Below are 13,076 nucleotides of genomic sequence, written 5' to 3' on the forward strand. Positions count from 1 at the left end.
GCCGCCACCGACGACAAGGGCGTCAAGAACTACGACATCCTGCGCGACGGTACGAAGGTCGCCACCGTCGAGAAGCTGGCCTACACCGACTCCGGCCTGACCAAGGGCACCGACTACACCTACACCGTCGTCGCCCGCGACACCGCCGACCAGACCGGCCCCGCCAGCGCCGCCACGACCGTACGCACCACCGGCGGCGGCCAGCAGCCCGTGGACGCGGTCAAGCTGGGCTACTTCACCGAGTGGGGCGTCTACGACCGCAACTACCACGTGAAGAACCTGGTCACCTCCGGCTCCGCAAGCAAGCTGACGCACATCAACTACGCGTTCGGCAACGTCCAGGGCGGCCGGTGCACCGTCGGTGACGCCTACGCGGCCACCGACAAGGCGTACACCGCCGACCAGAGCGTGGACGGCGTCGCCGACACCTGGGACCAGCCGCTGCGCGGCAACTTCAACCAGCTCAAGAAGCTCAAGGCGAAGTACCCGAACATCAAGATCCTGTGGTCCTTCGGCGGCTGGACCTGGTCCGGCGGCTTCACCGACGCCGTCAAGAACCCGGCGGCCTTCGCCGACTCCTGCTACCAGCTGGTCAACGACGCCCGCTGGGCCGGCCTCTTCGACGGCATCGACCTGGACTGGGAGTACCCCAACGCCTGCGGCCTGACCTGCGACACCAGCGGCCCGGCGGCCTTCAGCAACATGATGAAGGCGATGCGCGACAAGTTCGGCAAGCAGCTGGTCACCGCCGCGATCACCGCCGACGGCTCGGACGGCGGCAAGATCGACGCGGCGGACTACGGCGGCGGCTCGCAGTACGCCGACTGGTACAACGTCATGACGTACGACTTCTTCGGCGCCTGGGACAAGACCGGGCCCACCGCCCCCCACTCGCCCCTGACGTCCTACCCCGGCATCCCGAAGCAGGGCTTCAACACCGACGCGGCCCTGCAGAAGCTCAAGGCCAAGGGCGTGCCCGCGAAGAAGCTGCTGATCGGCATCGGCTTCTACGGACGCGGCTGGACCGGCGTCACCCAGGACGCCCCCGGCGGCACCGCCACCGGCCCGGCCCCCGGCAAGTACGAGGCCGGCATCGAGGACTACAAGATCCTCAAGGCGAGCTGCCCGTCCACCGGCACCGTCGCCGGCACCGCCTACGCCCGGTGCGGCAGCAACTGGTGGAGCTATGACACGCCCGCCACGATCAACGGCAAGATGAACTACGCCAAGCAGCAGGGCCTGGGCGGCGCGTTCTTCTGGGAGTTCAGCGGTGACACGGCCGACGGCGAACTGATGACCGCGATCGACAGCGGCCTGAAGTAACCCGGCCACACCCCCGGACCGGCCGGGGAGGCGGCGTCGCCCCCGCCTTCCCGGCCTTCGGCCTGCGGGGAAAACGGGTTATGCCACGTTAACCCTCTGCCCCGGAGGCGCCGCCTCCAGCCAAGCCAGGAAGCCCGTCAGTGCGTCCTCGCTCATCGCCAGCTCCAGCCTCGTACCGCGGTGGCGGCAGGCGAGCACGACGGAGTCGGAGAGCAGGGCGAGTTCCTCCTCGCCCTGGGGGGTGCGGCGCTGGAGGACCTCGATGGAGAAGCGTTCCAGGACGCGGCGGGGGCGGGGCGCGTACGAGAAGACGCGGAACCACTCGACCCGGTCACCGTTGTAGCGCGCGACGCCGTAGATCCAGCCCTTGCCGCTGGGCTCGGCCTCTTCCTCGGGCACGTTCCAGCGCAGACTGCAGTCGAACGTGCCGCCGGAGCGCTGGATGAGCCGTCGCCGTAGTCCGAAGACGAAGAGCCCCAGCAGCACCAGCACGACGACCGCGCCGCTCACAAGCAGAGCGAGGACCATCCGAACCGACCTCCTCGCCTCGATGGGTCACCCCCGGCGCCGGTCGGGCGCAGGGGAACAAATCGCACCTGCATTGCCTCAGCCGCGGGCCGCCCTGGAAGATTCCAGCGCAGCCCGCGGCTGAGGGACGTGCCTCGTCGGTGGTGGGCCTCAGTGGACGCCCGCCACCGCACGCAGCCGGACATCGGCGCGGCGCTCGGCGGCCGCGTCGGCCTCCGACTTCGCCCGCTCCAAGGCCCGCTCCGCGCGCTGGACATCGATCTCGTCCGACAGCTCGGCGATCTCCGCGAGCAGAGACAGCTTGTTGTCGGCGAACGAGATGAAGCCGCCGTGCACGGCGGCGACGACGGTGCCGTCCCCGTCCTCGCCGGTCGTACGGATCGTCACCGGGCCGGACTCCAGCACGCCGAGCAGCGGCTGGTGCCCCGGCATGACGCCGATGTCGCCCGACGAGGTGCGCGCGACGACCAGGCTGGCCTCGCCCGACCAGACCTGACGGTCGGCGGCGACCAACTCGACGTGCAGCTCAGCCACGATGGCTCCTCGGGTCTCCACCTGCCGGGTGCGGCAGATGTTGGGTCAAATACTAGTGGTCGTGACGACCGGGGGCGGCCAGGGCCGCCCCCGGAACGCGGCCGGGCCTCAGGAGACGCCCAGCTCCTTGGCGTTCGCCTTCAGGTCCTCAAGGCCACCGCACATGAAGAACGCCTGCTCGGGGAAGTGGTCGTACTCACCGTCGCAGATCGCGTTGAACGCGGCGATGGACTCGTCCAGCGACACGTCCGAGCCGTCCACACCGGTGAACTGCTTCGCCACGTGGGTGTTCTGCGACAGGAAGCGCTCGACACGACGGGCACGGTGGACAACGAGCTTGTCCTCCTCGCCCAGCTCGTCGATACCGAGGATCGCGATGATGTCCTGCAGGTCCTTGTACTTCTGCAGGATCGTCTTGACCCGCGAGGCGCAGTCGTAGTGGTCCTGCGAGATGTAGCGCGGGTCCAGGATGCGGGACGTCGAGTCCAGCGGGTCCACCGCCGGGTAGATGCCCTTCTCCGAGATCGGACGCGAGAGAACGGTGGTCGCGTCCAGGTGGGCGAAGGTGGTGGCCGGCGCCGGGTCGGTCAGGTCGTCCGCGGGGACGTAGATCGCCTGCATCGAGGTGATCGAGTGACCGCGGGTCGAGGTGATGCGCTCCTGGAGGAGACCCATCTCGTCCGCCAGGTTCGGCTGGTAACCCACCGCGGAGGGCATGCGGCCCAGCAGGGTGGACACCTCGGAACCCGCCTGGGTGTACCGGAAGATGTTGTCGATGAAGAAGAGGACGTCCTGCTTCTGGACGTCACGGAAGTACTCCGCCATCGTCAGACCGGCCAGCGCGACCCGCAGACGGGTGCCCGGGGGCTCGTCCATCTGGCCGAAGACCAGCGCGGTCTTGTCGATGACGCCGGAGTCCGTCATCTCCTCGATGAGGTCGTTGCCCTCACGGGTGCGCTCACCGACACCGGCGAACACCGACACACCGTCGTGGTTGTTGGCCACGCGGTAGATCATTTCCTGGATGAGGACGGTCTTGCCGACGCCCGCGCCGCCGAACAGACCGATCTTGCCGCCCTTGACGTACGGGGTCAGCAGGTCGATGACCTTGACGCCGGTCTCGAACATCTCGGTCTTGGACTCGAGCTGGTCGAAGTTCGGGGCCTTGCGGTGGATCGGCCAGCGCTCGTTGACCTCGACCGTGGACGGGTCCACGTTCAGGATCTCGCCGAGGGTGTTGAACACCTTGCCCTTGGTGACGTCACCGACCGGGACGGTGATGCCCGCACCCGTGTCGGTCACCGGGGCCTGGCGGACCAGACCGTCGGTGGGCTGCATGGAGATGGCGCGGACCATGCCGTCACCGAGGTGCTGGGCGACCTCGAGCGTCAGCGTCTTGGTCTTGCCGTCCTCGGCCGGGTCGGCCACGTCGACGGTCAGCGCGTTGTAGATGTCCGGCATCGCGTCGACGGGGAACTCCACGTCGACGACCGGGCCGATGACCCGCGCGACGCGGCCCGTCGCCGTGGCCGTCTCAACAGTGGTGGTCATAGTTGTCAGTCACTCCCCGCGGTCGCGTCGGCCAGTGCGCTCGCGCCACCGACGATCTCGCTGATTTCCTGGGTGATTTCGGCCTGGCGGGCCGCGTTGGCAAGCCGCGAGAGCGACTTGATGAGTTCTTCCGCGTTGTCGGTCGCCGACTTCATCGCACGCCGGGTGGCGGCGTGCTTGGAGGCGGCGGCCTGCAGCAGCGCGTTGTAGATACGCGACTCGACGTACCGCGGCAGCAGCGCGTCCAGCACGTCCTCGGCCGACGGCTCGAAGTCGAACAGCGGCAGGATCTCGCCCTTGGACGACGCCTGCGCCTCCTCGGCCGTCTTTTCGAGGCTGAGCGGCAGCAGCCGGTCGTCGACCGGCGTCTGCGTCATCATCGACACGAACTCGGTGTAGACGATGTGCAGCTCGTCCACGCCGCCCTCGGCGGTGTCCTGCTGGACAGCGGCGATCAGCGGCCCGGCGACGGCCTTGGCGTCCGCGTACGTCGGGCTGTCGGTGAAGCCGGTCCACGACTCCGTGACCTTGCGCTCACGGAAGCCGTAGTACGAGACACCCTTGCGGCCGACGATGTAGGTGTCGACCTCCTTGCCCTCGCCCCGGAGCCGCTCGGTGAGCTGCTCGGCGGCCTTGATGGCGTTGGAGGAGTAGCCGCCGGCCAGACCGCGGTCGCTCGTGATGAGCAGCACCGCGGCCCGCGTGGGGTTCTCCGCCTCGGTCGTCAGGGCGTGCTTGGTGTTCGAACCGGTGGCAACCGCCGTCACCGCGCGGGTCAGCTCACTCGCGTACGGCGTCGATGCCGCCACCTGGCGCTGCGCCTTGACGATGCGCGAGGCGGCGATCATCTCCATCGCCTTGGTGATCTTCTTGGTCGCGGTGACGGAGCGGATGCGACGCTTGTAGACCCGGAGCTTGGCTCCCATGGATCAGGTCCCTTCCGTCGTCACTTGGCGGTGCCGACCGGTGCGTCCTCACCGAGAAGCTTGCCGTCCGAGGTCTCGAACTGCTGCTTGAAGGCGGTGACGGTGTCGGCGAGCGCCTGGAGGGTGTCGTCGGACATCTTGGCGCCCTCGGCGATGGAGGTGAGCAGCTCCTTCTTCTCGCGGCCCATCCAGTCCAGGAGCTCGCGCTCGAAGCGGCGGATGTCCGCGACCGGGACGTCGTCCATGTGGCCGTTGGTGCCGGCCCAGATGGAGACGACCTGCTCCTCGACCGGGTACGGCGCGTACTGGCCCTGCTTGAGCAGCTCGGTCATGCGCTGACCACGGGCGAGCTGCGCCTTGGACGCCGCGTCCAGGTCGGAACCGAAGGCGGCGAACGCCTCCAGCTCACGGAACTGGGCGAGGTCCACACGGAGCCGGCCGGACACCTGGCGCATGGCCTTGTGCTGGGCGGAGCCACCGACGCGGGAGACGGAGATACCGACGTTCAGCGCCGGGCGCTGGCCCGCGTTGAACAGGTCGGACTCCAGGAAGCACTGGCCGTCGGTGATGGAGATGACGTTGGTCGGGATGAACGCCGAGACGTCGTTCGCCTTGGTCTCGACGATCGGCAGACCCGTCATCGAGCCGGCGCCGAGCTCGTCGGAGAGCTTCGCGCAGCGCTCCAGCAGGCGGGAGTGCAGGTAGAAGACGTCACCCGGGTACGCCTCACGGCCCGGCGGGCGGCGCAGCAGCAGGGACACGGCGCGGTAGGCGTCGGCCTGCTTCGAGAGGTCGTCGAAGATGATCAGGACGTGCTTGCCCTGGTACATCCAGTGCTGGCCGATGGCCGAGCCGGTGTAGGGCGCCAGGTACTTGAAGCCCGCCGGGTCGGACGCCGGGGCGGCGACGATGGTCGTGTACTCCAGGGCACCGGCCTCCTCCAGCGCGCCGCGCACGGACGCGATGGTGGAACCCTTCTGGCCGACGGCGACGTAGATGCAGCGGACCTGCTTCTTCGGGTCGCCCGAGCGCCAGTTGTCGCGCTGGTTGATGATCGTGTCGACGGCCAGGGCGGTCTTGCCGGTCTGACGGTCACCGATGATCAGCTGACGCTGGCCGCGGCCGATCGGCACCATCGAGTCGACGGCCTTGTAGCCGGTCTGCATCGGCTCGTGCACCGACTTGCGGACCATGACGCCCGGAGCCTGCAGCTCCAGGGCGCGGCGGCCCTCGGACTCGATCTCGCCGAGGCCGTCGACCGGGTTGCCCAGCGGGTCGACGACGCGGCCGAGGTAGCCCTCGCCCACGGGGACGGAGAGCACCTCACCGGTGCGGCGCACCGGCTGGCCCTCCTCGATACCGCTGAACTCACCGAGGACGACCGCACCGATCTCGCGCTCTTCCAGGTTCAGCGCGAGACCGAGGGTGCCGTCCTCGAACTTCAGCAGCTCGTTCGCCATCGCCGAGGGAAGGCCCTCGACCTTCGCGATGCCGTCACCGGCCTCGCTGACCGTACCGACCTCCTCGCGCGAGGCCGCGTCCGGCTTGTACGCCTGGACGAAGTTCTCCAGCGCGTCCCGGATCTCCTCCGGCCGGATCGTGAGCTCCGCCATCTGGGTTCCCTGCTCTCCTTGTTGGGCCCGTCGTCGTTTACGGGGGCCATGCACGTCCCCCGCCGCAGGCAGGGGCGGTTGCCCCCGTGATGTCACTGCGTCCACGGCCCAACTCGGGCCGCCGTACTACTTCTTGAGTTGGTGGGTGGGTCAGCCGGCCATCCGCCGGGACGCCTCTTCGAGGCGCGCCGCGATGCTGCCGTTGATGACCTCGTCGCCGATCCGGACCTGGACGCCGCCGAGGACCTCGGGGTCCACGTCGAGGTTCAGGTGGACCTGCCGTCCGTACACCGCCGCCAGTGCCGCGCCGAGGCGCTGCCGCTGGGTGTCGCTGAGCGGGACCGCGGAGGTGACCACCGCGACCATCCGGTCCCGGCGCGCCGCGGCCAGCTTGGACAGGGCGTCCAGCCCCGCCTCCAGGCTACGGCCCCGCGGCTGTGCGACAAGCCGGACCACGATCCGCTCGGTGACCGGGTGGACCCGGCCGCCCAGCAGCGAGCGCAGCAGCTCGGCCTTGGCCGGGCCCTGTGCGGTGCGGTCGGTCAGCGCGGCGCGCAGCTCGTGCGACGAGGCGACGATCCGGCCGAACCGGAACAGCTCGTCCTCGACGTCGTCCAGGGCGCCCGCCCGCTGCGCCGCGACGAGGTCGGCGCTGTACGCCAGCTCCTCGGTCGCGTCCGCCAGGTCGCGCGAGCGCGACCAGCGGGAGCGGACCATGCCGGAGAGCAGGTCGACGGTCTCGCCGCCGACCTGGCCGCCCAGCAGACGCCCGGCCAGCTCGGCCTTGGCCTCGCCGGCCTGCGCCGGGTCGGTGAGGACCCGACGCAGCGACACCTCGCGGTCGAGCAGAGCGGTGACGGCAGCCAGCTCCTCGGCGAGCTTCGCCGCGTCGACGGCCGTATTGTCCGTCAGCGCGTCGAGCTGCTCGCGTGCGGAGGCCAGTGCCTCGCGGCTCGCTCCATTCATCGGCCGGCCTCTGCCTTCGTCGGGTCCGACGCCGCCTTGGCCTCGAGCTCGTCGAGGAAGCGGTCGATGGTCCGGCTCTGGCGGGCGTGGTCCTCAAGGGACTCGCCGACCAGCTTGCCCGCCAGCTCCGTGGCCAGCTTGCCCACGTCCTGACGCAGCGACTGCGCGGCCTGCTTGCGGTCCGCCTCGATCTGGGCGTGGCCGGCCGCGATGATCTCCTCGCGCTGCCGCTGGCCCTCGGCACGCATCTCGGCGATCAGCGTCGCTCCCTGCTCCTGCGCCTCCTGGCGCAGCCGGGCGGCCTCGTGGCGCGCGTCGGCGAGCTGGGACCGGTAGTCCTCCAGGACCTGCTGGGCTTCGGCCTGTGCGGCCTCCGCCTTCTCGATACCGCCTTCGATCTTCGCGCGGCGCTCGTCCAGAACCTTGTTGATGTTCGGGAGGAGCTTCTTGGCGAGGAAGCCGAAGACGATGAAGAAAGCGACCAGGCCGATGACCAGCTCTGGAATCGGCGGGACGAGGGGGTTCTCAGGAACCTCCGCCGCCATGTTCACCAGGGCGCTCACATCAATGCCTTCCGTCTAAGTGGCGTCGTCGGTGCGTTCCGTGATTAGGACGGGTACGCGTAGCCCATGACGATGCCGATGAGGGCGAGCGCCTCGCAGAAGGCGAAGCCCATGATCTGGTTGGTGCGGATCAGGCCGGCCGCCTCGGGCTGACGGGCCAGGGCCTGGGTGCCGTTACCGAAGATGATGCCGACGCCGACGCCGGGGCCGATGGCGGCGAGGCCGTAGCCGATCGAAGCGACGTTGCCCTTGAGGCCGGCGGCGAGTTCGAGAGTCGCGGACATGCCGTGTCTTCCTTCTCTTTCATGGACCGGTGGGGGTTGGCCACCGGACGTCTGGTGGGGACTGCTGGGGTACCTGGGGGCTCAGTGGTGCTCGGCGAGCGCGCCCTGGATGTAGTTACAGGCCAGGAGCACGAAGATGTACGCCTGAATGGCCTGGATGAAGAGCTCGAAGGCCGTCATCACGATGGTCATGAGGAACGAGACGCCCGCGTAGGCGATGCCGATGCCGTTCAGCAGGTACCAGCTGGCGACGGTGAACATCAGGATGAGCATGTGGCCCGCGAACATGTTCGCGAACAGTCGGACCGCATGCGTGAAGGGCCGGATGATCAGGTGCTGCAGCAGCTCCAGGAACATGATCAGCGGGAGGACCCAGCCGAGCGACTTGTCGTAGCCGGTGAGGTTCTTCAGACCGCCGACGAAGCCCTGTCGCTTGAATGTCAGCACGAGCCAGGTGATGTAGACCACCAGGGCCAGACCCATGGGGAACGCGATGACCGATGTCACCGGGAACTGGGCGACCGGAATGATCGACCACAGGTTCATGATCCACACGAAGAAGAACAGCGCGACCATGAAGGGGACGAACTTCTCGCCCTCCTTCTTGCCGAGCGCGTCGTAGACGAGCCCGCGGCGCACGAAGTCGTAACCCGCCTCACCGATCATCTGCAGCTTGCCGGGCACCACCTTGGCGCGGCCGAAGGCGGCCCAGAAGAACGCCACGATGATCACCGTGCTGACCAGGGCCAGCAGCATCGGCTTGTTGAACTCGTAGCCACCGATGGTGAAAAGGGGCTCGAAGACGAACGAATGAAGGCCCGGGGCCTCGAAGCCACACCCCGGGATGAAGAGGTGGCACTCCGTGTCGAGGGCGAGCATCGTTTCAGCACTCACCGCGAGCTCCTTCAGCGTGGCGCATGGGTACGGCAACCTCGTTGTGTCGGCGCGGCATTGAGCCACGGTGCGGCACTGGACTGGTCTTACGGATTGGGGGGCGGCTGATCGGCGCGGGGCCGGTCCGGATCACAGGCGTGGGCCGTGCACGCAACCGGTGCCCTGACTCGGGACCTGGAAGCTCGGCCGCCTGCGCCGACTGCGCCGCAGTTGGCACCGGACGATAGCAGGCTCTCGCATGGGCTTTTATTCCGGCCCTACGGGTCACGTCCGCGACCCCGCGGTTTCCGCCTTCTTGGACTCGGCGGATTCGGGATTCACGTAGAGAATCCTTGCCTTCATATAGCTGCGGGCCTGGAAGGCGATCCACACCAGGACCGTCGCGAGCAAGGTGAAGGCGAACGCCCTGACGTTGAAGAGCGTGGTGTCCTTGAACGCGATCATGAAGATCGCGACCGCCAGGATCTGCACGGCGTACAGCAGCAGTCCCATCATCTGGAACAGATCCGGCAGCCGCTTGGCAGTCTGCTGGAGAACCACCAGGCCGGACCCCATCAGCAGCAGCACCAGCACCGTACCGATGGCAGCACCGATCGCGCCCTGCCCGCCCGCGACCACAGCGCTGATCGCGACACCGACGGCGCCGGTGGCAAGCGAGGGCACGGAGACATTGGCAAGTAGGCGGGCGTCAGTGGACTGCATGGCGGCGCTCCGTCAGGAAAATGGGGGTGTTGTCGTCAGGGACGAGCGTAGACCCGGCCTGAGGGAGAACCTGAGGCCGAAAGACCGTCGCACTCCGGTCCTTCGGTTCTGTTGCCGGGTTTCGTGAACGGTATCACAAACTATTTGATGAGGTCTTTACCTGCTCGGTGTGCTACCCGTCACACGTGAGCGGTAATCCGCGCGTTGGAGCGAGACACCATGTCGTTCTGTCTGCTATGGGCTCCATTTGGGGTAATTTTCGAACGTCGCTCGTAGGAGCGAAAACGCGTCTCAGCGATGACTTCCGGCCTTGCGGCGGTCCGTGAAGCGCGACCGGTCACCGATCGCGGTGGCCCCGTTGATGCCCGCCGGCACCGGCTGCCGCTCCCGTTCCGGAGCCCCCTGTGCCGTCCGTTCCCCGGCCTCGCCGATCGCCGCGCTCTCCTGCGCCGCGGCGGCCACGGCCGCCGCCTGCACACTGCGCCGGTACCGCGGCGGCACCATCCACTCCATCCAGCGCGGCGCCCGCGGCGTGAACCGCGGCAGCAGCAGGAGCACCAGCCCGATCGCGCTCAGCAGCACGATGCCCATCACGACCCACACGCTCGCGTTGTTGACCGAATACGCCACCGCGCCGAAGGCGATCAGCGCCGACCAGAAGTACATGATCAGGACGGCCCGGCTGTGCGAGTGGCCGATCTCCAGCAGGCGGTGGTGCAGGTGGCCGCGGTCCGCGGCGAACGGCGACTGGCCCTTCCACGTACGGCGCACGATCGCCAGCACCAGGTCGGCGACCGGCACCGCGATGACCGTCAGCGGCAGCAGCAGCGGGATGTAGACCGGCACCATCGCGTGGGTGGCCTCACGGACACCGCCCGCCTTCAGGTTGAGCAGGTCCGGGTCCACCTGGCCGGTCACCGAGACCGCGCCGGCCGCCATGACCAGGCCGATCAGCATCGACCCCGAGTCGCCCATGAAGATCCGCGCCGGGTGCATGTTGTGCGGCAGGAAGCCCAGGCACATGCCCATCAGGACGACGGAGAACAGCGTCGCGGGCGCGGCGGCCTCGATGCCGTACCCGAACCACATCCGGTACGCGTACATGAAGAAGGCCGCGGCGGCGATGCACACCATGCCGGAGGCCAGCCCGTCCAGACCGTCCACGAAATTGACGGCGTTGATGGTGATGACGACCAGAGCGACCGTCAAAAGCGTGCCCTGCCAGGGGCTCAGCGAGACCGTGCCGATGCCCGGCACCGGAATCCACAGGATCGTCAGGCCCTGAAGGACCATCACACCGGCGGCGATCATCTGGCCGCCCAGCTTGACGAGCGCGTCCACGCCCCACTTGTCGTCCAGCACGCCCAGCACCCAGATCAGCGCCGCGCCCGACAGCAGCGCGCGCGGCTCGTTGGAGTGCTCGAAGACCGACTTGAGGTTGGTGAGGTGGGCGGCGACCAGCAGACCCGCGCACAGCCCGCCGAACATGGCGATACCGCCGAGGCGCGGGGTGGGTTCGCGGTGCACGTCGCGCGCACGGATCTCCGGCATCGCACCGGCGGCGATGGCGAATTTCCGTACCGGCCCGGTCAGCAGGTAAGTGACCGCGGCCGTGACGCACAGCGTCAGCAGGTATTCACGCACGGGCTGCCCCATTGGTATCGCTGGCCATCACAGCCACACACCATATGCGTGTCCGCCCCCTCTCCGTGCACGTAGGGGAAGACATTGCCGTTGGTCGAATGGTTGCAGGGGGCTAGGTCCGATCGGGATAAGGAGGGAAGCGCCGGACCAATGCCGCGGTCCCTGCGCGGGCCGTCGGGTCCTCCCGGACGGCCGCCGCGATCAGCGCGCCGACGTCCGCGGCCTCCTCCTCGCCCATGCCCTGGGTGGTCAGCGCGGCGGCCCCCAGCCGCAGGCCGGGACGGCGGCCGGACGGGTCGTCGGGGCACGGCAGGGCGCAGGTGTCCAGCACGATGCCCGCCGCCGCGCAACGCCCCCTGGCGGTACGGGCGTCCACGCCCAGCGGCGCCGGGTCGGCGGTGATCAGGTGGGTGTCCGTACCGCCGGTGGTGACCGGCAGCCCCTCCTCGGCCAGTGCGGCGGCCAGCGCCCGCGCGTTGGCGACCACCTGCCGGGTGTAGGCGGCGAACGCGTCGGTGGCGGCCTCGGCGAAGGCGACGGCCTTGGCGGCGACCGCGTTCATCTGGGCGCCGCCCTGCGTGAAGGGGAAGACGGCCCGGTCGATGCGCTCGGCCAGCTCGGCGCCGCACAGGATCATGCCGCCGCGGGGGCCGCGCAGCACCTTGTGGGTGGTCGCGCACACCACGTCCGCGTACGGGACCGGATTGGGCGCCATGCCCCCCGCGACCAGCCCGATGGGGTGCGCCGCGTCCGCGATGAGGTAGGCGCCCACCTCGTCGGCGATCTCGCGGAAGGCGGCGTAGTCCAGGTGCCGCGGATAGCAGATCGAGCCGCAGACGATGGCCTTCGGCCGGTGGCTGCGGGCCAGCTCCCGTACCTCGTCGTAGTCCAGCAGCCCGGTGTGCGGGTCGACGCCGTAGCCCGCGAAGTCGAACCAGCGGCCGGAGAAGTTGGCCGGCGAGCCGTGGGTGAGGTGCCCGCCGTGCGGCAGCGCCATGGCCAGGACGGCGTCGCCGGGGCGCAGCAGGGCGGCGTAGGCGGCCAGCACGGCGGACGAGCCGGAGTGGGACTGCACATTGGCGTGCTCGGCGCCGAACAGGGCCTTGGCGCGCTCCACGGCGAGCCGCTCCGCGAGGTCCACGACCTCGCAGCCGCCGTGGTGCCGGGCGCCCGGGTACCCCTCGGCGTACTTGTTGGCGAGCGGGGAGCCGAGCGCGGCCAGAACGGCCCGGGAGGCGAAGTTCTCAGCGGCGACGAGCTGCAGCCCGTCGTCCTGCCGGGCCACCTCGGCCAGCAGCACCCCCGCGACCTCGGGGTCCTGGTCCAGCAGCCCGGCGAAGTCGGGCGTCCAGGGCGGCGGCGGATCGCCGGTCTCCCCCGCCCCGCGCCCGGCGGCCGTCCGCCGGGCAGCCGTGGTCTCGCTCCGGGATGACGCGGTGGTGGCGGGCATGGCGTGCTCCGGGCCTCGTACGGGAACGTGCTCCCAATGTAGGCGCGGGGGGCCGGATGAGCGCGGTGGAGGGCGTGGGGGGTGGCAGGGGGTTATGG

Annotated in this window: 13 protein-coding genes; 1 reads left to right on the forward strand and 12 read right to left on the reverse strand. The window is 69.2% G+C overall.

Going from position 1 to position 13,076, the window contains the following annotated elements; translation table 11 throughout:
- Positions 1-1,323, forward strand: a 1,323-nt coding sequence (locus ADK86_RS10040; RefSeq protein ID WP_234345790.1) for a glycoside hydrolase family 18 protein, incomplete at its 5' end; no start/stop codon positions are given.
- A 78-nt stretch (positions 1,324-1,401) separates the two neighbouring features.
- Here the strand turns inward: ADK86_RS10040 and ADK86_RS10045 are convergent.
- From ADK86_RS10045 to glyA, 12 genes are all read right to left on the reverse strand, one after another.
- On the reverse strand, positions 1,402-1,851 hold the full coding sequence (locus ADK86_RS10045; RefSeq protein ID WP_003981307.1) for a DUF2550 domain-containing protein: 450 nt from the start codon (positions 1,849-1,851) through the stop codon (positions 1,402-1,404).
- A 150-nt stretch (positions 1,852-2,001) separates the two neighbouring features.
- Positions 2,002-2,385, reverse strand: coding sequence for a F0F1 ATP synthase subunit epsilon (locus tag ADK86_RS10050; protein WP_003981308.1), 384 nt, complete (start codon positions 2,383-2,385; stop codon positions 2,002-2,004).
- Positions 2,386-2,493: 108 nt separating this feature from the next.
- On the reverse strand, positions 2,494-3,936 hold the full coding sequence (gene atpD, locus ADK86_RS10055) for a F0F1 ATP synthase subunit beta (RefSeq protein WP_030595658.1): 1,443 nt from the start codon (positions 3,934-3,936) through the stop codon (positions 2,494-2,496).
- 5 nt (positions 3,937-3,941) lie between these two features.
- Positions 3,942-4,862 (reverse strand): F0F1 ATP synthase subunit gamma, encoded by a 921-nt coding sequence (locus ADK86_RS10060; RefSeq protein ID WP_003981310.1) that lies wholly within the window; start codon positions 4,860-4,862, stop codon positions 3,942-3,944.
- Between the two features lie 20 nt (positions 4,863-4,882).
- On the reverse strand, positions 4,883-6,475 hold the full coding sequence (atpA, locus tag ADK86_RS10065; RefSeq protein WP_053696255.1) for a F0F1 ATP synthase subunit alpha: 1,593 nt from the start codon (positions 6,473-6,475) through the stop codon (positions 4,883-4,885).
- Between the two features lie 150 nt (positions 6,476-6,625).
- The gene (locus ADK86_RS10070) at positions 6,626-7,441 is read right to left on the reverse strand and encodes a F0F1 ATP synthase subunit delta (protein WP_053696256.1); all 816 of its coding nucleotides are present in this window, start codon (positions 7,439-7,441) and stop codon (positions 6,626-6,628) included.
- Positions 7,438-7,986: a F0F1 ATP synthase subunit B gene (locus tag ADK86_RS10075; protein WP_420718833.1), complete on the reverse strand. Its 549-nt coding sequence runs from the start codon at positions 7,984-7,986 to the stop codon at positions 7,438-7,440. Before ADK86_RS10075 ends, ADK86_RS10070 begins: the two co-directional genes overlap by 4 nt.
- 62 nt (positions 7,987-8,048) lie before the next feature.
- Positions 8,049-8,288: an ATP synthase F0 subunit C gene (gene atpE, locus ADK86_RS10080; RefSeq protein ID WP_003981314.1), complete on the reverse strand. Its 240-nt coding sequence runs from the start codon at positions 8,286-8,288 to the stop codon at positions 8,049-8,051.
- Between the two features lie 81 nt (positions 8,289-8,369).
- Positions 8,370-9,167, reverse strand: coding sequence for a F0F1 ATP synthase subunit A (gene atpB / locus ADK86_RS10085; protein ID WP_053696258.1), 798 nt, complete (start codon positions 9,165-9,167; stop codon positions 8,370-8,372).
- A 279-nt stretch (positions 9,168-9,446) separates the two neighbouring features.
- Positions 9,447-9,884 carry a hypothetical protein gene (locus ADK86_RS10090; protein ID WP_053696259.1) on the reverse strand — a complete coding sequence of 146 codons (438 nt, stop codon included), beginning with the start codon at positions 9,882-9,884 and terminating at the stop codon, positions 9,447-9,449.
- 291 nt (positions 9,885-10,175) lie between these two features.
- Positions 10,176-11,540 carry an MraY family glycosyltransferase gene (locus tag ADK86_RS10095; protein ID WP_078951967.1) on the reverse strand — a complete coding sequence of 455 codons (1,365 nt, stop codon included), beginning with the start codon at positions 11,538-11,540 and terminating at the stop codon, positions 10,176-10,178.
- 100 nt (positions 11,541-11,640) lie between these two features.
- Positions 11,641-12,978, reverse strand: coding sequence for a serine hydroxymethyltransferase (glyA, locus tag ADK86_RS10100; RefSeq protein WP_053696260.1), 1,338 nt, complete (start codon positions 12,976-12,978; stop codon positions 11,641-11,643).
- Positions 12,979-13,076 lie beyond the last annotated feature (98 nt).

The organism is Streptomyces sp. NRRL F-5755 (assembly GCF_001279365.1).
In the GTDB taxonomy this organism is placed as follows: Bacteria; Actinomycetota; Actinomycetes; order Streptomycetales; family Streptomycetaceae; genus Streptomyces; species Streptomyces rimosus.

What these genes read in the sequence shown, in the direction of transcription:
- atpA (WP_053696255.1), bottom strand. Translation starts at nt 6,475, where the DNA reads ATGGCGGAGCTCACGATCCGGCCGGAGGAGATCCGGGACGCGCTGGAG.
- atpD (WP_030595658.1), bottom strand. Translation starts at nt 3,936, where the DNA reads ATGACCACCACTGTTGAGACGGCCACGGCGACGGGCCGCGTCGCGCGG.
- ADK86_RS10075 (WP_420718833.1), bottom strand. Translation starts at nt 7,986, where the DNA reads ATGGCGGCGGAGGTTCCTGAGAACCCCCTCGTCCCGCCGATTCCAGAG.
- ADK86_RS10090 (WP_053696259.1), bottom strand. Translation starts at nt 9,884, where the DNA reads ATGCAGTCCACTGACGCCCGCCTACTTGCCAATGTCTCCGTGCCCTCG.
- atpB (WP_053696258.1), bottom strand. Translation starts at nt 9,167, where the DNA reads ATGCTCGCCCTCGACACGGAGTGCCACCTCTTCATCCCGGGGTGTGGC.
- ADK86_RS10095 (WP_078951967.1), bottom strand. Translation starts at nt 11,540, where the DNA reads ATGGGGCAGCCCGTGCGTGAATACCTGCTGACGCTGTGCGTCACGGCC.
- atpE (WP_003981314.1), bottom strand. Translation starts at nt 8,288, where the DNA reads ATGTCCGCGACTCTCGAACTCGCCGCCGGCCTCAAGGGCAACGTCGCT.
- glyA (WP_053696260.1), bottom strand. Translation starts at nt 12,978, where the DNA reads ATGCCCGCCACCACCGCGTCATCCCGGAGCGAGACCACGGCTGCCCGG.
- ADK86_RS10045 (WP_003981307.1), bottom strand. Translation starts at nt 1,851, where the DNA reads ATGGTCCTCGCTCTGCTTGTGAGCGGCGCGGTCGTCGTGCTGGTGCTG.
- ADK86_RS10070 (WP_053696256.1), bottom strand. Translation starts at nt 7,441, where the DNA reads ATGAATGGAGCGAGCCGCGAGGCACTGGCCTCCGCACGCGAGCAGCTC.
- ADK86_RS10060 (WP_003981310.1), bottom strand. Translation starts at nt 4,862, where the DNA reads ATGGGAGCCAAGCTCCGGGTCTACAAGCGTCGCATCCGCTCCGTCACC.